Source organism: Vibrio sp. THAF190c (assembly GCF_009363355.1).
GTDB lineage: Bacteria > Pseudomonadota > Gammaproteobacteria > Enterobacterales > Vibrionaceae > Vibrio > Vibrio fortis_A.
The window spans coordinates 343,038-364,208 of the sequence record NZ_CP045339.1 but is presented as its reverse complement, the minus strand read 5'-3'; the positions used below and the strand labels follow the sequence as shown (position 1 = coordinate 364,208).

Annotated in this window: 16 protein-coding genes; 10 read left to right on the top strand and 6 right to left on the bottom strand. The window is 42.2% G+C overall.

The window, feature by feature from the left end:
- The first annotated feature begins 93 nt into the window (after positions 1-93).
- On the top strand, positions 94-789 hold the full coding sequence (locus FIV04_RS16670) for a MaoC family dehydratase (protein WP_032552889.1): 696 nt from the start codon (positions 94-96) through the stop codon (positions 787-789).
- A gap of 70 nt (positions 790-859) precedes the next feature.
- Here the strand turns inward: FIV04_RS16670 and FIV04_RS16665 are convergent, their stop codons facing one another.
- A complete protein-coding gene (locus tag FIV04_RS16665) occupies positions 860-1,675 on the bottom strand; it encodes a phosphate ABC transporter substrate-binding protein (protein ID WP_150870083.1) in 816 nt (271 codons plus the stop codon).
- 193 nt (positions 1,676-1,868) lie between these two features.
- Between FIV04_RS16665 and FIV04_RS16660 the strand changes: the two genes are divergently transcribed.
- Positions 1,869-2,231: a DUF3024 domain-containing protein gene (locus tag FIV04_RS16660; protein WP_152469795.1), complete on the top strand. Its 363-nt coding sequence runs from the start codon at positions 1,869-1,871 to the stop codon at positions 2,229-2,231.
- Positions 2,232-2,268: 37 nt separating this feature from the next.
- Here the strand turns inward: FIV04_RS16660 and FIV04_RS16655 are convergent, their stop codons facing one another.
- Both FIV04_RS16655 and rnb read right to left on the bottom strand, forming a co-directional pair.
- Complete coding sequence (locus tag FIV04_RS16655) at positions 2,269-3,108, bottom strand: AraC family transcriptional regulator (RefSeq protein ID WP_152469794.1); 840 nt, start codon at positions 3,106-3,108, stop codon at positions 2,269-2,271.
- A gap of 172 nt (positions 3,109-3,280) precedes the next feature.
- Positions 3,281-5,287 (bottom strand): exoribonuclease II, encoded by a 2,007-nt coding sequence (gene rnb / locus FIV04_RS16650; RefSeq protein ID WP_150896680.1) that lies wholly within the window; start codon positions 5,285-5,287, stop codon positions 3,281-3,283.
- A 388-nt stretch (positions 5,288-5,675) separates the two neighbouring features.
- Between rnb and FIV04_RS16645 the strand changes: the two genes are divergently transcribed.
- Positions 5,676-7,595, top strand: coding sequence for a DEAD/DEAH box helicase (locus FIV04_RS16645; protein ID WP_152469793.1), 1,920 nt, complete (start codon positions 5,676-5,678; stop codon positions 7,593-7,595).
- Between the two features lie 260 nt (positions 7,596-7,855).
- On the opposite strand, the gene FIV04_RS16640 is transcribed toward FIV04_RS16645, so the two are convergent.
- The gene (locus FIV04_RS16640; protein ID WP_152469792.1) at positions 7,856-9,457 is read right to left on the bottom strand and encodes a bifunctional diguanylate cyclase/phosphodiesterase; all 1,602 of its coding nucleotides are present in this window, start codon (positions 9,455-9,457) and stop codon (positions 7,856-7,858) included.
- A 387-nt stretch (positions 9,458-9,844) separates the two neighbouring features.
- On the opposite strand from FIV04_RS16640, the gene FIV04_RS16635 reads away from it, so the two are divergent.
- The 4 genes from FIV04_RS16635 (at position 9,845) to FIV04_RS16620 (ending at position 17,359) form a co-directional block, all read left to right on the top strand.
- Positions 9,845-11,038 carry an acetate/propionate family kinase gene (locus FIV04_RS16635; protein ID WP_032552879.1) on the top strand — a complete coding sequence of 398 codons (1,194 nt, stop codon included), beginning with the start codon at positions 9,845-9,847 and terminating at the stop codon, positions 11,036-11,038.
- Between the two features lie 461 nt (positions 11,039-11,499).
- Positions 11,500-13,797 (top strand): EAL domain-containing protein, encoded by a 2,298-nt coding sequence (locus tag FIV04_RS16630; RefSeq protein ID WP_152469791.1) that lies wholly within the window; start codon positions 11,500-11,502, stop codon positions 13,795-13,797.
- Between the two features lie 562 nt (positions 13,798-14,359).
- Positions 14,360-16,264: a methyl-accepting chemotaxis protein gene (locus tag FIV04_RS16625; RefSeq protein WP_152469790.1), complete on the top strand. Its 1,905-nt coding sequence runs from the start codon at positions 14,360-14,362 to the stop codon at positions 16,262-16,264.
- Between the two features lie 204 nt (positions 16,265-16,468).
- The gene (locus tag FIV04_RS16620) at positions 16,469-17,359 is read left to right on the top strand and encodes a sensor domain-containing diguanylate cyclase (RefSeq protein ID WP_172974282.1); all 891 of its coding nucleotides are present in this window, start codon (positions 16,469-16,471) and stop codon (positions 17,357-17,359) included.
- 10 nt (positions 17,360-17,369) lie between these two features.
- Here FIV04_RS16620 and FIV04_RS16615 read toward each other — a convergent pair whose 3' ends face one another.
- A complete protein-coding gene (locus FIV04_RS16615) occupies positions 17,370-17,573 on the bottom strand; it encodes a hypothetical protein (RefSeq protein ID WP_152469788.1) in 204 nt (67 codons plus the stop codon).
- A 27-nt stretch (positions 17,574-17,600) separates the two neighbouring features.
- The gene (locus tag FIV04_RS16610) at positions 17,601-18,143 is read right to left on the bottom strand and encodes a TetR/AcrR family transcriptional regulator (protein ID WP_152469787.1); all 543 of its coding nucleotides are present in this window, start codon (positions 18,141-18,143) and stop codon (positions 17,601-17,603) included.
- Between the two features lie 226 nt (positions 18,144-18,369).
- Here FIV04_RS16610 and FIV04_RS16605 point away from each other — a divergent pair, with 226 nt between their 5' ends.
- The 3 genes from FIV04_RS16605 to FIV04_RS16595 all read left to right on the top strand — a co-directional run bounded on the left by FIV04_RS16605 (position 18,370) and on the right by FIV04_RS16595 (position 20,615).
- A complete protein-coding gene (locus tag FIV04_RS16605; protein ID WP_152469786.1) occupies positions 18,370-19,314 on the top strand; it encodes an oxidoreductase in 945 nt (314 codons plus the stop codon).
- Positions 19,315-19,377: 63 nt separating this feature from the next.
- Complete coding sequence (locus tag FIV04_RS16600; protein WP_152469785.1) at positions 19,378-19,899, top strand: dihydrofolate reductase; 522 nt, start codon at positions 19,378-19,380, stop codon at positions 19,897-19,899.
- Between the two features lie 56 nt (positions 19,900-19,955).
- On the top strand, positions 19,956-20,615 hold the full coding sequence (locus FIV04_RS16595) for a CatB-related O-acetyltransferase (protein ID WP_152469784.1): 660 nt from the start codon (positions 19,956-19,958) through the stop codon (positions 20,613-20,615).
- Positions 20,616-21,171 lie beyond the last annotated feature (556 nt).

The window sequence follows — 21,171 nt, the reverse complement described above, 5'->3', positions numbered from 1 at the left end:
GAACGTGTGTATGCTCGAAAATGTTTGCACAATATTGTGAAGTGTTTCAAAATTAGTGGGTTAAGTTACGTTATTTTGTGCATTGAGGTTCTTATGAAGGTCATTGATTTATTTAAACACCGTAGTGATAGTGTGTCGCCACAACACTCAGAGTTTATGCAATGGATGTCTCCAACTCTAAGAGAGTACTGGGGCGACTTTCTGAACCGCACGCAAAATAGCCACTTCTTTGCATGGGTACGCGACCATCACAAACCTGCTGTCAATGAAGATGCACCGATCCAGCCAGTAGCACCGGTTGAGAAGCCGATCGAGCTGAAACCTGAAGCACAAGCGGTTTACGATGAGCTGTCTGCACAGATCGGTGAAGTGATCCATACTGGTGATTGGATTCACGTAGGCCAAGATCGTATTAACCAGTTTGGTGAAGTAACGGAAGATATGCAGTGGATTCACACGAACCCTGAAAAAGCAGAATCTGACTCACCATTCAAAACAACCATTGCACACGGCTTTTTGACTCTGTCTCTACTACCACGTCTAACAGATAGTGTTGATCCTGATAAGTCGCAATTCCCGACGGCAAAAATGGTGGTGAACATTGGTTTAAACCAAGTGCGTTTTCCATACCCTGTTAAATCAGGCAACAATGTGCGTGCTAAGAGTACTCTGACGAAAGTGACTCCTATCCGTAAAGGTCTTGAGATTGAACGTGAAATTCGAGTTGAGATCGAAGGCGTACGCCGCCCAGGTGCTGTGGTTGTTTCAGTTATTCAACTGCACTTCTAAACCAGAATTAGTTATTTAAGAATAAAAAAAGAGAGAGCCTTAACTCTCTCTTTTTCGTTTGGACGTAAACTTATTTCACTCGAGTGTATCCGTACTCTTCAATAAGATCTTGGCCCTGTTTTGAGCTTACGAACTTAACAAAGTCTTTGCTCTCATCGGAAACCGACTCTTTCTTGTAAAGGATCAGGAATGGACGAGCCAGTTCATAACTGTGATTGGCGATGTTTTTAGAGCTTGGCTCCACGCCATTAAACGAGATTGCTTTGATTGAGCGGTCGATCGAACCCACCGACACAAATCCAATCGCGTGTGGGTTGTGATTGACGATGGTTTTAACCATGCTATTGCTGTTCACAACTAAGTTGTTTGGGTTGATGTCTGAAACCATACGGTCGTTGATGATTCTAGTCAGGCCCATTAGGCTTTCAAAGCTGTAACGAGAGCCAGACGACGCTTCACGGGTAACCACAGCGATAGGTTGATCTGCACCACCAATCTCTTTCCAGTTAGTGATTTTACCCTTGTAGATATTGAACAACTGCTCGCGAGTAATGTTAGTCAGTCCGTTTGAGCGGTTCACGACAACAGCCAAGCCATCGTATGCGATAGGTTTAACAGCTAGGTCATCCGTTTGTTCTTGGTCGGTCAAACGACGAGAGCTCATCCCAAGGTCTGTAACGCCTTTGTTCACCATAGTGATACCAGCCGTTGAGCCGATACCTTGAACAGCGATGTAATTGTCAGCGTGAGTTTTATTGTACTCTTCAGCCAACACATCCATAACACGAGCGACAGAGGTCGAGCCTGAAATTGTGGTTTCTTGCGCCAGAACGGTTTGAGAAGACAAAGCTAGTGATAAAAGAGAGGCAAGAGCGACTCGTAACATATACAACTCCTATTAGATTATATTTGCCGCCTATCATATGTAGCTAATATGACATTTTTGTGAAACTCCATGCGGTTGAATTATGGCAGTTTGGTTCACATTTCATAAAGTCTTGTTCGCTAAACGAAGAGTTCAGTTCTAAGCTCTATTTAGGATTGTTCGCCAGACGAATTGGTGTCAAGGAGGGAAGTGGATGTCGGTAGTACAAATAGAGCTTAGTCGACTTCTACATGGTGCTGAAAAGCTATGCACTTCACGCAATCAAAGTTTGCCCGTTGAGTTAGGAAAATCGCTCTTTGAAGAGTGCGAGGGCGGTGTTGTTTTTTCGAAAGCACACTATCTACTAGACTCATCCCATAGCGACTATACAGATGACGTAGCACGCGTCGTCTTTAACTCCAGAGACTCTACCTGGCTGGTGGAGGTACCCTTAGATGAAGGAGTGCAGGGCGATTCGGTTCTCTGGGGGCCTTATCCTTATCTATCTCGTTCAAAGGATTTGGAATTAATTCTCCACGAAATAGAAAAAGACCCAAAAACTTACTTTTGGGTCTGATCGTTAAACCATATTTTTAAAGTCTTTTTATCGCGACTTATCTTGCCTTGATTTCAACGCCCGTGCTCATTGCGTGACTTTGTGCGATCAGTGCACGGAAGTCTTTCGGTGTTTTTCCGTGATAGGTTTTAAATGCGGTACTGAAGTGTGCGGCACTTTTGAAGCCGGATTCGTAGGCGATCTGCGTGATCGATTTGGTTGATGTCCGCAACTGCGTCGCAGCATGAGCAATTCGCTTAATCTTCAATAGATTTGAAAATGAGAGATCTTCTGCAGACAAGCGTCGCTTCAGGGTTGCAGGAGACATACCCATATAGCTTGCCAACGTATCAAGAGAGATGTTGTTCTCGATGTTTTGCTCAATGTAGTTAATCACCTTCTGTGTCACTGTTAGCTTTGAGGCTTTGCCAATTACAGCGAGTAGGGAAGGGTGTGCTTCGACCATTAACGAGAGCAGTGCTAGGCTCAACTGGGTGACTGCGTAGTCATTTTGAGTCGGTGCACTGGCCAGTGTTAAGAGCATCTCTTTGAGTTGGTCTAAGTTACGGTCTTCAGCGTTGAACTTGAGGTATTTCTCGGGTGGTCTTACTGATTCGAGGTCACCAAATTGATTGATGAATTTTTGAAAAATAGAAAGGTCGAAATCTAAACAGATGGCGTTGAACTCGCCTTGTTCGGTATGGACTGAAACGTCTTGTATTTCACCTGAATTGTAGAGTGCAAATTCACCAGCTTGGAGAGAGGCTTGAGTGCCATCGGGTAATGCAAAAGAGATACTGCCTTGACGAACGATAAAGATACCATTTCTCGAGGCGGGGTATCGTTCCCGTTTCCTGGGGGTGAAATTTCTAAATTGAGTGACATTGATTGATGGCATACACACTTCTTTGACGTTCTGATTGCTTAAATGCTTCCTCACTGAACCTAATATGCATTAAGTTACTTAGTGTTATATAGCAATAATAGCTTGTTTTGTTGTTATTTTTAGCGAGACTGCAATAAAAAAGGCGCTAATTATTAGCGCCTTTAGAAGAGTTGTTCAATAAGGATTAGCTCGCTTGTTCGCTTGCTTCTTCCTCTTTGCTTGGTTGATCTGCAAAGACTTGAGTTGGCTTAGCGACTAAGCTGCGGTTTTCTTGGTTAACCTCAGAGAGAACGACTTCTAATACGTCTCCCAGTCTGTATACCATTTCTTTATCGATAGATACAGTGCCCATATCACCATTGCACTCAATTCTTTCTTTATTATCAAGAATGAGAGAGCCTGGGATAAATGCAGCAGCACCATTCTCCAGTAGACGTACACGCATACCTGCACGGTTGATGTCGAAGATCTCTGCTTGGAAACGAGTCTCTTCTGCTGGTGCATTGGCAAGTGTACGAGCATATAGCCAATCGCCAACGTTACGTTCTGCCATACCGTGGTGACGGCGATGCAGTGCCAGTTCTTCACCGACCGTTTCATCAGGTGTTTGAATTGGTGCTTTGCCTAGGATGTGTGCTTTCAACATGCGGTGGTTAATCATGTCGCCGTACTTACGGATTGGAGATGTCCAAGTCGCGTAAATATCTAGACCCATCGCATAGTGCGGTGCCGGCTCATTGCTGATTTCACTGTACGCTTGGAACTTACGAATACGGTTGTCGTAGTAGTTGCTCTCAAGTGAACCTAACCAACGGCGCAGAGCTGCAAAACCTTCAAGGGAAGCGATTTGCTCTTCTGTGTACGGTGTTTCTGCCTGTGGGTTTACTAGCTCAAGTACGTCTGCAAGTTTGTCTGTCTTAAAGCCTGCGTGGCAGTTAAACACACCTTGGTTGAAGCTCTCTTTTAGCACACGGCCAGCACAGATATTCGCGCTGATCATAGCTTCTTCAACCAACTTGTTCGCACTACGACGCATGTCTGCGTGAATGGCTACTACATCGTTGTCTTCGCTTAGTTCAAAGCGGTAGTCAGGGCGGTCTGGGAATACGACAGCATTCGCTTCACGCCACGCTGAGCGAGCTTTAGCAAACTCATGTAGGTCAGCAACAATGGTTGCAATTTCTTCGCTTGGTTGCCACTTCTCAGATGCGCCGGTTTCTAGCCAATCGGATACGTTGTCGTATGCTAGGCGAGCATGAGACTTAATGTTTGCCGCGAAGAACTTAATATCGTCGCCAATCACACCGTCTTTAGAGACAGTCACTGTGCAGCAAAGCGCGGGGCGCTCTTCGTTCTCGATCAGTGAACATAGGTTGTCTGCTAAATCACGTGGCAGCATTGGAATGTTGCGGCCCGGTAGGTAAATCGTGAAGCCACGATCGCGTGCTACTTTGTCCATCTCATCATCTGGTGAGATGTAAGCTGTTGGGTCAGCAATAGCAATCGTTAGTTCGAAATCGCCGTTCTCTTTTTTCTTCGCGTACAGAGCATCATCCATATCTTTGGTGCTTTCACCATCGATAGTTACGAAAGGTACGTGCGTCATGTCGATACGCTCTAAATCCGCATCGTCATTGATCTGCCAGTTATCAATGCCTTCAGGCTCACTGTTCGGTAGATCGTTTTGAGCAAGCGTTACCCACCAAGGTGCGATTTTGTCGTCCGCATCGGTGATTTTTTCAGAGATCTGCGCAAGGAAGCCGTTATCACCTTTCAATGGGTGCTGAACGATGTGAGCAACAACCCAGTCGCCTTCTTTTAGCGTTTCAGGGTTTAGGCCTTTCTTTGCCTTGGCTTTTAGTTGAAGCTTTTTAAGCTGAGGGTGATCAGGTACAACGTTTAGACGGCCTTTGAAAAGCTTAACGCGAGCGATAAATCGAGTAAGACCTTGTTCTACTAGCTCTTCTGGTTCAGCGACTTCACGTTCTTTCTCAGTACGGATGATCGCGACCACTTTGTCACCGTGAACACACTTCTTCATATACGGTGGCGGGATAAAGTAGCTAGTCTTGCTATCTACTTCTAGAAAACCAAAGCCTTTTTCTGTTGCTTTGATTGTGCCTTCCTTTTTAGGAAGTGTTTCTTGGATTTGTTGCTTAAGCTGAGCGAGTAGAGGGTTATCTTGAAACATCTTACTTTTATCTTACGAGAACAATTGAGCACACTATAATCATTGCGAGGCCTGATTACTACTTAAAGCACGTGACAGCGCAAATTAAATGGTGACAACGAATGTGGGTGACTTTGCACGATAGACCCTCATTTGAATGGGTTAACGTCAAATTTTGATGACAAGATAGCCAAAAATTCAGTAAATCAGAAAAATATGTGATGTATTTCAATTTTTTCTGGCTTTTTTTATGCATTTAAGGAATAATCCGCCTCCCTTAGACGTCCCTAATGGCTTGATGCGTTTTATTACTGCTTCGCAACTGAACGGAATCAGTATCTGATAGGATCAGTATTGGAATTGGTAGAGCTCCCGGGACCTTTTGTTTACTTAATATAGTGGGATCCCAATGTCCGAATCTGTAATTCAATTTAATGAATTAGCACTTAACGAAAACATCCTTTCAGCTCTTGATAGCATGGGTTTCGTATCTCCAACTCCAATCCAAGCGGCAGCAATTCCTCTTCTTCTTGAAGGTAAAGACGCACTAGGTAAAGCACAGACAGGTACTGGTAAAACAGCAGCATTCTCTCTGCCTCTACTTAACAAAATCAACCTAAACCAACACAAACCACAAGCAATCATCATGGCTCCTACTCGTGAGCTAGCGATTCAAGTTGCTGCGGAAATCAAAAACCTTGGTCGTGATATCAAAGGCCTTAAGGTTATCGAAATCTACGGTGGTGCTTCAATCGTTGACCAAATGCGCGCTCTAAGCCGCGGTGCTCACATTGTTGTTGGTACTCCGGGTCGTGTTAAAGACTTACTAACTCGTGACCGTCTACACCTAGATGAAGCACACACATTTGTTCTTGATGAAGCAGATGAAATGCTAAAAATGGGCTTCGTAGATGACGTTACTTGGATCCTTGAGCAAGCTCCAGAATCTGCACAACGTGTACTATTCTCTGCAACTATGCCTCCAATGGTTAAGACTATCGTTGATCGTTACCTACGTAACCCAGCGAAAGTTGACGTTGCTGGTACTAACCACACAGTTGACAAAGTAGCGCAGAACTTCTGGGTTGTTAAAGGCGTAGAGAAAGACGAAGCAATGTCTCGTCTTCTTGAAACTGAAGAGACTGACGCGTCAATCGTATTCGTACGTACTCGTCAAGACACTGAGCGTCTAGCTGATTGGCTATCTGCACGTGGCTTCAAAGCTGCTGCACTGCACGGTGACATTCCTCAGTCTCTACGTGAGCGTACTGTTGATCACATCAAAGAAGGTGTTATCGATATCCTAGTAGCAACTGACGTTGTTGCACGTGGTCTAGACGTTCCACGTATCACTCACGTATTCAACTACGACATCCCATTCGATGTTGAATCTTACATCCACCGTATTGGTCGTACTGGCCGTGCTGGACGTAAAGGTAAAGCGATCCTTCTAGTTCGCACTAACCAAATCCGTATGCTTCGCACTATCGAGCGCGTAACTAAGTCATCAATGGAAGAAATCCAACTTCCTCTACGTGACAAAGTAGCTGAAGCTCGTTTAGCTAAGCTAGGTGCAGAACTTGAAGCTGAGAAAGAGCACAAGTCTCTAGAAAACTTCGCTGAGCTAGTTGCTAAGCTACAAGAAAACCTAGAGATCGACCCAACGACTCTTGCTGCAATGCTTCTTAAGCGTCAACAAGGTAAGCGTCCACTGTTCTACATTGGCGAAGACCCAATGATCGCTGCAATCGAGCGCGATAAGAACCGTCGTAAAGAGCGTCGTGAAAACCGCGATCGTGATGGTGGCCGCGGTGGTCGTGACTTCAACAGCCAAGATTGGGATACATACCAACTGCAAGTTGGTCGCGAGCAAGGTGTTCAAGTTAAAGACATCGTTGGCGCACTAGCAAACGAACTAGGCCTAACTAAAGGTTCTATCGGTGCGATTAAACTAGACCAAGCAGCAACTTACGTTCAGCTTCCAAAAGCGATGAACTCTGAAACTGCTGGTAAGCTAAACAAACTACGCATCCGTCAAAAAGAAGCGGGCGCAGTGGTTGTAGATTTCAACGATTTCCGTGAACCACGTCGTGGTAACGGCGGCCGTGGTGGTCGTGATGGCGGTCGCGGTGGTTACCGTGGTAACCGTGAAGGCGGACGTGGCGGCTACCGTGGTAACCGTGACGGCAACCGCGAAGGCGGCCGTGATGGCGAGCGTCGTTTCGACCGTAACCGTGGTGGCGATCACCGTGGTAACTACCGTGGCGAACGTGGCCATGGTAACGGCAATGGCGGCCGTGGTCGTCGCAATGACCGTGGCGAAGGTTAATCTTAGAGATTACCTCATATAAATAAGAAGAAGCCGAGCATCTAGCTCGGCTTTTTTGTACCTATCACTTTGTCTATTTCAGAGCGGGTATTAATGCCTAATTATTTGCTTTGTCTATTAAAAGGTAGAAAAATAATCTCGCATCTCGCATCTCGCATCTCGCATCTCGCATCTCGCATCTCGCATCTCGCATCTCGCATCTCGCATCTCGCATCTCGCATCTCGCATCTCGCATCTCGCATCTCGCATCTCGCATCTCGCTAATAAACAAGAGGAAGCTTATCGCTTGAATGGAATTGCTGCGTCCAGGTAATAATGCTTGGTAACGGCTTTGGTGCGCTATAGAGGTAGCCCTGAATTAGGTCACATTTCATTGTCATCAATGTCTCTAGTGTTTCTCTGTTTTCTACCCCTTCGACAACGACATCAAATTTTAATCCATGTGCTAAATCGATCGAGGTTTCGACGATGGTTCTACTCTTGGCGTTATCGGTAATATCTTGAATGAAGCTACGATCGATCTTGATTTGATCAATCGGTAGTTCGCTTAAGCGAGCCAGTGAAGAATAGCCCGTTCCAAAATCATCCAAACTAATGCGATAACCGAGCTGTTTGATTCGCTCTAAACGCGATTGGCTGTTTGGGATATCTCGAATGGCTGCAGTTTCTGTAATTTCTATTACGATGTTTTTGGTGATGCTTGGATTGGCGGCGGATGCCTGAGCAAGTAATTTAAATACTTTACCGCCAATAATGTCTTTTGCAGATAAGTTAACGTGGATCGGCACCGCTATGTTTTGGGCGTGAAAGCGTTCGAGATCGTCAAATACTTGTTTGATAACCCAAAGCGTAATGTCAGTGATCTTGTTACTTTGCTCAGCGATAGGAATAAATTGAGCAGGGGAGATGAACTCACCGGTTTCTGTCTTCCATCGAATCAGTGCTTCAAACTCGACAACGCGTTCTGAGTGCGGACATACAATCGGTTGGTAGTAGAGCTTGAACTGACCGTCGTCTAACGCGTGCTGTATCTGGCTTGCGATAGAGAGGTTGTGTTTTGCACCTTCTATCATCGCAGGTTGATAAGAGACTAGGCTTAAACCTTGGCTCTTTGCTTGGTACATACTGATGTCAGCAAAGTTCAGCAGCTGGGTCGTATCTTTCGCATCGCTTGGGTAACGGCTAGAGCCAAACACTACACTGGTTGATACCTCAAACTGCTCGACAATAAATAGCTCTTTTAAGGCAAGTTCAATGTAGCTGACAAGCTGGTTAAGTTCGAATTGGGACTTACGATTAGTGATGATCACAAACTCATCGCCCCCCAAGCGGGTGAGCAGTTCATCAGACTTTGTCAGTTTACAGATTCGTTGTCCTAGTTGGAAAAGAAGCTGATCGCCACAGTGATGGCCAAGTGCATCATTGACCTGTTTGAAGTTGACGACATCGAACATTAAAACCGTAAAAGGCTTGCCTTGTTCAATGCGGCTAGACATCTCTTGTAGGCAGTAGCTTCTATTCGGTAAACCAGTAAGAAGGTCATGACGAGCGTTGTAGTGCTCCTCAATAGCCTTTTGATTAAGCTCAGTAATCGAAGCTAGGCTAAATCTTAAGACCGTAACCACAAAGATACTGCCGAAGAACAGGATAAGAGAAACGCCAACGACCAGCGAATCAATATCATCGAGTACCAAAAGAGCGTCTAGAAATAGGCTGTAGCCGATAACAAAACCGACAATCAGGCCAGACAACAGTTTCCAGCCTCTTTTTTCGGTGATGTGACAGATCTTATGCGCAAAGACCAATCCGACACCTAGAATTATGATGCCTAGGGAGACCAATGCAGCAGAAAAAATAGACAAGAGTAACGTTCCTTGTAGCGTTATTTTACTTATACGGTTATTTGTTCTGTAATCTAATTGTAGACCATGTGTTACATCGAGTACAAATATTGTACATCCACCTGGTGGATTAATGGTCGATTTAGATTGTAAATATCAATAAGAGCCAAAAATTTTTTGAGCGCAAAGTCTATAATTTATAGATATATACATCTGGTTGAATTCAACTATTTTTTAATTTTCAGGCGTAAAAGAAATCAACTGATGACTAGGATCAACTAATTTGTGTTAATTTAGTTAAATACTCAAAACAAAAGTTGAAAGATTCAAAAATTATTGAATAATGGGCTTAACTAAAATTGAAGTAAAAGCTTCATCAAATTCGTACTGAAACAGGATCCATATCCAATGTCTAATTCGTTTGTTCTGGTTATTAACTCAGGTAGTTCTTCTCTTAAATTCGCTGTTATCGATTCAGTAACAGGTGATGCAGTTGTTAGTGGCTTAGGCGAGTGTTTTGGCCTTCCAGAAGCAGTAATTAGTTGGAAACACAATGGTGAAAAAGTTGAAGAAGCGATTACTGCTCCTGACAACCACCATCAACATGCAATTACTCGTATCGTTGCATTAATGGAAACACTTGGTTTCTCTAGCGATCTTGTTGCTGTTGGTCACCGCATTGTTCACGGTGGCGAGAAATTTACTTCTACGGTTCGTATCAACGATGAAGTACTGGCTGAGATCGAAAGCCTGTCTGACCTAGCGCCACTGCACAACCCAGCAGGTGCAAAAGGTATTGAAGCTTCTATGCAAGCTTTCCCGCATCTTCCTCAGTTCGCTGTATTTGACACAGCGTTCCACCAAACAATGCCTCAAAAAGCATTTACAGGTGCAATTTCTGGTGAGCTTTACAAAGAGTACGGTATCCGTCGTTACGGCTTCCACGGCACAAGCCACTACTTCGTGAGCCGTGAAGCTGCAAAAATGCTGAACAAGCCAGTTGAAGAAGCGAGCTTCATCTCTGTTCACCTAGGCAACGGTGCGTCAGTATGTGCAATCGAAAACGGCAAATCAGTTGATACATCTATGGGCTTCACGCCACTAGCAGGCCTAATGATGGGTACACGTTCTGGTGACCTAGATCCAGGCGTTATCGAGTTCCTAATCAAGAAAGGTTGGACGACTGAAAAAGTATTCGAAACGCTAAACAAGAAGTCTGGTTTCCTTGGCGTATCTGGCCTAACTTCTGATGCACGTGGCATCCTAGAGGCGATGGAGAACGGTCACGAGGGTGCTAAGCTAGCATTTGAAGTCTTCACTTACCGTGTTGCAAAATACATCGGCTCTTACATGATTCCACTAAGCAGCCTAGATGCAGTTATCTTCACAGGTGGTATCGGTGAGAACTCTCTACCAATCCGTCGTGAAATCCTAGCAAACCTGAAACTTCTAGGTTTTGTTGAAGACGAGAAGGGTAACGAAGATGCACGCTTTGGCGCTGCAGGCGTTATCGCGAAGTCTGAGCTTCTGGACGCAGTCGCAATGGTTATCCCAACCAATGAAGAATTTGTAATTGCTAAGCAGTCGGTAGAGCTTCTGTAATCTACGAAATAAGCATTACCAATTAAAAAGCGAGCCTAGTGCTCGCTTTTTTAGTTTTAAGCATTATGTGATGAAAGATAACCTTGTGACTTGCAACGCGGGTAAGAGTTTAATATTGGTGCTGTTGCTCATTTGGAGGAGCGTCTACATATAATGTAAACTTTTTATTATAACTTTCCGACTTACCTATAGAGAGTTTACCTCAATAACATAGCTAAAACTGCCTTGCTTCCCGTCTTCTTACCTTTAATGAAATTAGTTGACTAATAAAACTCTCAATAGTAACGTTTGTTTTATAAATAATTAATATCTATCCCCATATTACGGTAGCTAACTGTTTGTTTTTAGGTTGTTATTGCTTTGTAAGCTCATAGACGTCTCAGTTTAAATAGCAGTCAAAGCAGAGCTTGGCTACACGCATTTTTATCTGACGGTTAGAGTACAAAAGATAAGCAGGGCTTATGTTTGAAGATGCACCGAAAAAGTTCAATGTATGGACAGTGTACTATGCTGTGCTTTTTGCGGCCTTTGGGGTGTTTTTGGCTGTATCTTACTACAATTGGACTTTGAGTAAGGAGGATGTGCTTAGTAAGCAACAAAGTCATATTGAGCTACTCAGCAATTCGGTTGGGGCCTTTATAGAATCTCAAGAGTCTTTATTGGAAACTCTTGGTATTCATCTAATTGAGCTTAACGTTGCTTCCTTAGATGAGCCAAGGCATGATGTGATGCTGGATAATACAATGAAAAACTATCCAGCCTTTTTAGGGCTAGGTTTGATCGACTATGAAGGCCAAGCATTAGTTACGAGTTCAAACTTGGACTTAACACGATTCACTAGCCTCATGGAACTTCCGCAAACAAGGAAGACATTTATCGAAGCTAGGGAGAGTCGCCAGGTTCAAACAGGCCCGACTTATGTACTTGACGCTTTAGAAACAAAAGACCACGCGATGCCCATTCGCAAAGCTATATACCTTCCTCAAGAGTCTTCACGGGCTGTTGCCGTTATGACCGCTGGACTAAATCTTGATAAGACCCCGATTTTCAATGGTCACACAATTCAGAATTGGCAACATATCGATATCGTTCGAGGGGATGCTTATCCAGTTTTTACTACAATGGAGCATATCCAATATGAAAAGCCGATTGATGATAAGTATTATGCCAGTTTAAAAAAACACACTAAAGACGGCCACTATTTTAGCGTGTTTGAGCATTATGAGGCCGAAATGGGCCATATTTATCAAGTGTTATCACATTATGACCCTTACCTAGATTTTTGGTTTGTTTCCAAGGTAAATAAACACCAGATTTACGAAGTGTTTTATCGTCAATTTTTCCTTAGTTCAGTCATTTTCATTCTGTGTAATCTAATATTTTATTTGTTGACCCGTGTTATTTCTCAAAGTGAAAAAGCCAAACAAAAAGAGTTAGCGCATCTAGCTTACCATGATGCTCTTACAGGACTGCCAAATCGCCTATCTTTCATCGAATCATTGAGAAATGCTAAGGCATCATGCAAACAGAATAATCAATACTTTGCTCTGCTCTTTTTAGACCTTGATGATTTTAAAGCTATTAATGACACTCATGGTCATGAATATGGTGATTCTTTGTTGAAGCATGCGTCAATTCGTATCAAATCCTGTGTTAATGATGACGATATAGTAGCTCGCTTCGGGGGAGATGAGTTTGTAATCGTCCATGCGACTTCATCTGTTTCGCTAATCGAAGCGACAACACGTTCAAATCTACTTGCAAATAGCCTACTTGAAAGTTTGTCTGCAACCTATGACTTAACAGAATATAGGTATACCAGTAGCGTCAGTATTGGCATTGTTTTGTTTAATGATGCTTCTCTAGGTGCTTCTGATTTATTAAAGCAGGCCGATATTGCAATGTACAATGCCAAACACTCAGGTAAGAACTCAGCTTGTCATTTTGATCCTAAGATGCAAGAGAAAGTAGCTGCTCAGTTTTCAATTGAAAATGAACTGAGAATAGGTTTGGAACAGCAACAATTTGTTTTGTTTTACCAACCACAATTTAACCATGAGAATGAGATTATAGGTGTAGAAGCATTAATCCGATGGTTGCATCCTGTGAAGGGCTTAATTACACCATATTCATTTATTAGCGTTGCAGAGAAGACCGGACTAATTGTACCTATTGGTGAGTGGGTCTTGAGAACTGCTTGCCAGCAACTTGAAACTTGGGGAAAACGTAACGATACTCGCAATCTATCTTTGTCTGTAAATGTTAGTTACGATCAATTTCGTCAACCAGACTTTGTTGCAAAGGTTAGTCAGTTGTTGGAACAATATCAGTTTGAAAATGGAAAGTTGAGACTTGAACTGACGGAAACTATGTTGGTTGATGAGATCGATCTAGTAGTAAGCAAGATGAATACACTTCGTGAGTTGGGTGTGACTTTTTCACTTGATGATTTTGGTACGGGATACTCTTGTCTCAAGTACTTGAAAATGTTGCCTCTTGACCAGTTGAAGATCGACAAGTCATTTGTTGATGATGTGGTTAAAGATGTTAGTGATCAATCAATCGTTAAAACGATTATTTTGATGGCTAAAGAGTTGGGATTGAAAACTATAGCTGAAGGGGTTGAAACAGAAGAGCAGCGAGACTATTTGGAAAGTGAAGGGTGCATGTTGTATCAAGGTTATTACTATAGCGCTCCGCTTCCTCTCGATGTACTTGAGGGTTATCTAAACGACTTTAATAAGTCAACTCACCATTAAGAACGTTGGGTGGAACTTCTTGTTGGATATTTCTGCTAATTCTCTGTTTCGATAAAATTCGAGTAGTCCATCTAGAGTATAAAAGCTCAGTTTGATATAAATTAAAGATAATTACATATAGTGTTGTGAAGTAATAGCCATGGGTGAATTATTATTATTGATCTTAATAAGTTATTTACTGAGAGGGAATGTGATGGTGGCATATTTATTTAATAACTAAAATTCAAACTTAGCAAATTTATTAAATGATTTTTATTTGAGCGTAATAATTTATCATTTGATTAGGTTTGCAACTTATTAATACGTCAATCCTATTTATTATGGTAGGTCACAAATAGTAGATAAGGCCAAGGAGCGCTTTGACTTATCTCTTTAAATAATATTTAAGGTTAATGTTGAGTTAAGGGCTTAGGTGTTAATGTGATAGAAAATGTTGAGTTTTAATTGTTTATTAACATTTGTTGTATATTAAATATTTATCATTTCCTGCTGTTTCATGTTTATTATTATGAAATGTGCTATTTTATAAAATAGCAATACGTTCTAACCTTAGGAATCATATATGAAGCAGTTCGGATTTAAACACGTACTTCTCGCAGCCGTCTCAGTGATCATTGCGCTGAGTGTTGGGTCATCAAATTACTTCTCATATCAAAGTGAAAAGAAAGCACTGACAGAAAGTATCTATCGGGGTACACAAGAACGTATTCGTATTGAGGGTAGTAAAGTTGAAAGCTACTTGGAAGCCAAAGCACAAGCAGTAGCAAAAGTTGCTGAAGACTATCGCCAATATCGTTATCAAGATGGCCATGCGGAAAGGATGCGTATTGGCTCATTGGGTGCAGATGTCGTCAATTTAATGATAGGTTTTGACAATGGCGATGCTTACGCTTCATTTGACTATCCAGGATGGCAAGACAATAAAAACCCTTCAAGCTACGATCCACGGACAAGGCCTTGGTATCAAGAAGGCAAGAACACCAACAATCTGATTTATACCGATCCTTATAATGATGCAACTACAGGTGAACTGATGGTAAGCATTGGCAAAAACGCGGGTGAAGGCGTTGTACTTGCCGATATCCTTCTAGATGGCTTGAGTGATACTGTTTCCGAGATCGATATGCCTGGTGCGATTGCCATGATGATGACCGATGACATGACGGTTCTGGCAAGTACTTCAAACGTAGTTAAAGTCGGAACCAAGTTAACTGATTATTCCTCGTTAACCAATGTCGCTAGAGAAACTCGTGGAGTAACTAATACAATCGTTAACTATGACCTGAATGGCGTTGATAAGGTTATGTTCACTCAGGCTGTTAATTACGGAGACAAACAATGGTATTTGCTTGTTGGTCTTGATAAAAGTGTAGTATTCGCAGCCCTTACAGAGGCACAAAGACAGGCTGTTATTCTGACGATTGTTTATTTGTTTGTTAGCGTTCTAATCACACTGCTAATTCTAAATATTATATACAGACCTATCTTAGCTCTAAAGGAAACTATTACTGGTTTATCAGACGGTAATGGTGATTTAACCCAACGGTTGGAAGTCAAGAGCCAAGATGATCTAGGACAGATTGCTTCAGGGGTAAATCAGTTTATTGAGCATATCCAAAGTTTGATGCTTAAGATTGAGTCAGCATCAACAGAGCTCAGAGAAAATGTTCAACAGTTAGAGCATAAGTCTGATGAGAATAATCATATGTTGACACAACACGTGCAAGAGACTGAGCAAATCGTTACGGCAATCGAAGAGATGAGTTCAACAGCGGATACTGTCGCACAGAATGCTGGAGAAACGGCGCAGTCAACAAAGGTCGCTTCTGACATTGGAGTATATTCTCTTGACGCGGTAAGTGATGCACAGATTAAAGTTAACGAACTAGTTTCTGAAGTTGAGAACACATCATCTAGCTTAGAAAGCATGAGTGAGGAGACAAAAGGCATTAGTGACATCCTGAAGGTGATTGGTGAAATAGCTGAACAAACTAACTTGCTTGCATTAAATGCTGCTATTGAAGCAGCGAGGGCTGGTGAACAAGGACGAGGTTTTGCAGTGGTTGCTGATGAAGTTAGAGCATTGGCGAGTAGAACACAGGATAGCACTGAAGAAATCGAGCAGGCGCTAACGAGATTGTTATCTGTGAATAATGATGTTGTTCAGTCAATGGATAGAACTAAAGCTACTTGCGGTGAGACCTTTAGCAATACCGAAAAAGTTGGAACGAGCCTAAACGAACTAACTGAACATGTTACAGGAATTAACGACCTCAGCGTTCAGATTGCGACAGCAGCAGAAGAGCAGAGCAGTGTGACACAGGAAATCAGTAGAAATATGAACGCGTTGAGTGACATTGTAAATGAACTCAACAGAAATGGAGAACAGGCTTTACTTCAGACGGGAAGCATATCGCGAGTCAACGAACAGTTGATAGCGATGGTTAGGGAGTTCAAATTACGTTAAGTGGCATTTAAGCCGATGGTTATCCCATCGGCTTATTACTAATCTATTAGGTAATTGGTGCTACATATAACGAAATGTAATGAGAATCGTATGTAATGAATGAGGCGGGCGTCATACATACGAGTGATGATTTGGCGCATTTGTTAATTATAATGTTATTAATAGACTTCAGCTTTAGATTAAATCTGAAAGGGAATGTTGAAGGTGGCTAAATTAAAAAGATCAGAAGATAAGTTCGTACTCCTGTTTGAAAACTCACCTGTCGGAATGGCGATGATTGATCATCATTCTGGTGCCTTTTTGGAAGTGAATGATGCGCTGCTGGGGTATGTAGGGTATTCAAGAAATGAATTCATGAAGATGAGCTTCTGGGATATAACGCCTAGAGAGTATGATTCTCAAGAGCATTCTCAGATTAAGGAGCTTAATGAATGTGGTCGATTTGGGCCAAATGAGAAAGAGTATATTCGAAAAGATGGCTCAAAAGTTCCGATTCGTCTCTCTGGTTTCAAGATGACTGATGTATGCGGGCGAGATGTTGTTTGGGGCGTCATTGAAGATATTTCGACAGAGAGAGAGCTCGAAGAGGAAAGAAAGAAGTTGAAGCATCTTGCTAACACAGATCATTTAACAGGCCTCTACAATCGCCAAAAGTTAGAAAAAACACTACGGTTTGAAATGAGTCGCGAGAGCTCTTCACTCAACACCTTAAGCGTGATCATGATAGATATGGATCACTTTAAGACTATAAATGACACTTTGGGACACCAAGCAGGCGACAAGGTATTGGTTGCTGTATCAACTCTACTCAGAGAATGTGCTCGAAATATAGATGTCGTTGGGCGCTGGGGTGGAGAAGAGTTTCTTATTATCTGTCCAGATATCAGCCAAAAAAAGCTAGAGAACCTCGCTGAGCAGATTCGCGAAGGAATAGAAAATTTGGAAGTTTGTGATGATAGGGTAATAACTGCTAGCTTTGGGCTTGCTCAGTACGAAGATGGAAATGATATCAACGCTGTCATAACTCGAGCTGATAACGCTCTATACAGTGCCAAAAAGAATGGGAGAAATCGAGTAGTATTAATTAAGCAGTAGTTAGTTGGAGCTACACGATTTGCTTGAATTCCCTTGATTTGCAAACCCCTACACCGAAAACAGTAATCATCAGATGCTTCGTAGTTAGAAAAAGATTATTAGCTTTCTCCCCAATGGGAACAAAAGCCTCTTCAGCAAAAGCTCCATCCGTCAGTGTTGAATTAAAATGCGACGGCTGAACAAGGTTAGCCATGTATTGGTTTGCGATTTTCACTTCAATTAACTTTTGAACAGCAAATGCTCAGTCTGAGTAGTTCGAAAATATGACTTGAACTACACGCTCCATTGAGTGTGAAAACTCTTGCTGCGAGCGACACTTCAGTAAAACACCTTTAGATGCGATGTTTAACGTAAATGCTTGTTCCATAGCCGAGTCCATCGACGTTGTTAAGCCGCTTAAGACAAGAAATTCCGAAAGCTTTAGCATCAGATCACTCTCCCAGTTGCCGTCAGCATCTTCAGCGAATTGAATCCCCGCTTCTAATACCGAAGCTCCATGTGGAGTTGTGCTCAATATAGGTACAAGCGCTCCAGACCAAGCTTCAAAGAAAGCCACAACAACTTGTTTTGGATCTTTTGTATTAGGGCTTTTTATCACAATCAGAGCGGCTTCAAAAAGCTCTTCCGTAAAAGTCTTTAATACCCATTCAAGTACACCTTGCTTCGACCCAAATCGTTTATGTAAAGCTTGTCTTGTTACGCCAGTGACAAGAGCCAAATCTGCAACAGATGTTTTCTGTACGCCGTGCTGAGCGAAAGTCATCAGCATTTCTCTTGCACTCATATCTCTTCTCTATTCATGAAACAACAACCTTCTAATTCAAGCGCAAAATTTTGTCACATTTTCGATTCATGTCAATTGAAAGGTTTACCTATAGCAATTGTTATGCAATCCTTTTGGTTGTCTAATTGTTCAAATGTGACAACTTTGGGGTTTACCGTTATGCCTTAATGTGACAACATAAAGTACATAAAACGCTCTATCGCAATATCTAACGAGGATTTTCAATATGACAAAGAGAACGGTTGTAAACTCAGGATTCAGCACTTGGAATGTTGATCAACTCCCAGACCTGACGGGTAAAACTTATTTGATAACGGGCGGCAATGCGGGTTTGGGTTTTCAAACTGCAAAGTACCTGGGAGCGAAAGGTGCTAATTTGGTTTTAGCCTGTCGCTCATTAGATAAAGCCGCTCGTGCAAGTTCTGAGCTGAGAAAAACCATTAAGGGTAATGTTGAAGTTCTGAAACTTGATTTAAGTGATTTGGCATGCGTCAGAGATGCAGCTCAGGAGGCTCATCGACGTTTTGATAAACTAGACGGCCTAATCAACAACGCAGGCATTATGCAGTGCCCAAAGAAAGAAACGAAAGATGGTTTTGAAATGCAAGTTGGCACTAACCACTTGGGGCATTTTTTATTTTCAGGATTAATGTTGGATTTAGTTGAAGCGGGTAAAGGTCGATTTGTCACGCTCACCAGTCTCGCAAATCGAGTAGATGGTTTGAAGCTGGACGACTTTATGTCTGATAAAGATTACTCACCAAATGGTGCGTATGTTAAATCTAAAATCTCTAACCTTATGTTTGCCTTAGAACTGGACTATCGCTTAAGAGAATCGGGGAGTTCCGCGATTTCAATCGCGTGCCATCCAGGTTACTCGAATACTAACTTACAAAATGCTGGGCCTAAGGGGTTGCTTAATGCCATCTACAAAGTTGTTAATCCTTTATTTGCTCAACAACCAGCACAAGGCGCACTATCAACAGTATTAGCTGCTGCTGGAAAAGAAGCTGTTCGTGGTGCGTATTACGGCCCGCAGAAAATGTGGGAGATGCGAGGGCCTGTAGGCGATGCTCAAGTCGGCGCTCATATCCTAGCCGAGGAGACCCGTCAGCTTCTTTGGGCAAAAAGTGAAGATTTAGTTAACTTCAAGTGGTCTTTTTCGAAGTAGCTCTAGCGCTATTCTAACCGAATTAGTTTCTGAAATTTGGGTGAAAATTCTAAGGTAAGTATCATGATTAGATTAGCATTTGTAGCAGATAATAATGACACTGTGGGCTGTTCAACCCCTGAGGAACGAGCTTTAAGAGCGAGCCAGTGGCCTAAAGCTCTTGCTGCTGAAGTAGAAAAACTTTTTTTTGGAGAGAGTGCGATTGTAGGCAGTGTTACTTATGACCACAATATAGAGCTATTCTCACAATTAGATCCTGGGGATAAGGAGCTTCTTGTCCTCACCCGAAATCAAGACTTCGACTTGCATGGTAACCCCAAAGCAATGGTTGTGACTGATTACATGCAGGTAGTGAATAAGTATAAAGATTCCGACGAAGTACTAATTGTTGGTGGCGGTGCGGTGATCTGGGAACTCTTTTTGCCTTATGCCGATGAAATTATCATCGCTTGCACTAATGAATCATTGGCAGGTGATATCAAATTCAGCTCATGGAGAGACTCTCCTTTTGTAGAAAAGCGACGTGTGACGTGGGAAGGAGGGGCTACGGTTTATTTCCAACGTGAAGAGAAAGAGTTACGTTAACTCATTGAAATATAAAGTATGTGATAATCATAACGACTTAATGCGAGCATAACACCATGGAACCTAACCAAATCTTTCCAATTGAAGATTTTAAAAATACAGTATTTTTGAAGCCTCTTATTGCTGATAGCCACGTGACCAACGTTCATGCTGGCGATTATAGTTATTACAGTGACTTTGAAGACCCGACGAAGTTCTTAACTAAGAATGTCTTATACAATTTTGGCATTTCAGGCAGTTCCATTTACATCGGTAAGTTTTGCGCGTTTGCAAACGGTGTTCAATTCATTATGCCTGACGCAAATCATGTGACTTCGGGCATTACAACTTATCCCTTTGCTGTGTTTGGTGAAAAATGGGCCGAAGCTTTACCCCTATCAGATTACCCATTTAAGAAATACAAAGACACGGTCATTGGCAATGATGTTTGGCTTGGTTATGACGTCACGATCATGCCTGGTGTAAACATTGGTCACGGCTCAATCGTTGGCGCTAAATCAGTCGTTTCAACAGATATTCCTCCGTACAGCATTGCTGTAGGTAATCCTGCAAAAGTTGTAAAAACTAGGTTCAATGAAACAGAACAAAAAGTGCTGATTGAATTGGCGTGGTGGGATTGGGAAGTTGAGCTAATCGAACAAGCAATGCCGATTCTCGTCAAAGGTGATGTTCCTAAACTAATGGAATTTGCCCAACAAAATGGCTTGGTACCATGAGCTAGGGATAAAAACATGTGTTCAGAACTCTACGAAATATGAGACTTTAGTCATGGCACTTTCTAGAGCGGAAATGTCAAGAGTATGTTAGGTTAAACTGTCTATCAATTTTGGGTGTGTAAGCTTTCCATACAAAACCTAACTTTAAGTTTATGACTGAATTGTTTATCACCTAAGCTCGTTTTTCTGTAAAGCTACTTAGTTTATTGAGTTTGAATGCTGTTTAAGTATGAAAAGTGGCACGTTTTACTGAGTGCCTAGTCTTGATTTGTCAATGTGGTTTCAAATAATTTATTGTTTATTAATAGGTTTGTTTTTTCCCACCTTGGATAATACGCATTATTGAAAAGTGATAACACGCTCGCGTGTTTTATGTGGAAATAGAATGCGTTTCTCCATATTTTTCTTTAATTTTTAGTGGTTTATGATAGATTGGTCGAGCATTAATCAGGCAGAAAAACGAGACTGCTTGTTATTAAGTATGTTAGCTTAATAGGAGAGAAATTTTAATTGGGTGAATATATTGACTTGGTCTCTAGCGTACTCGGTTTCTTAA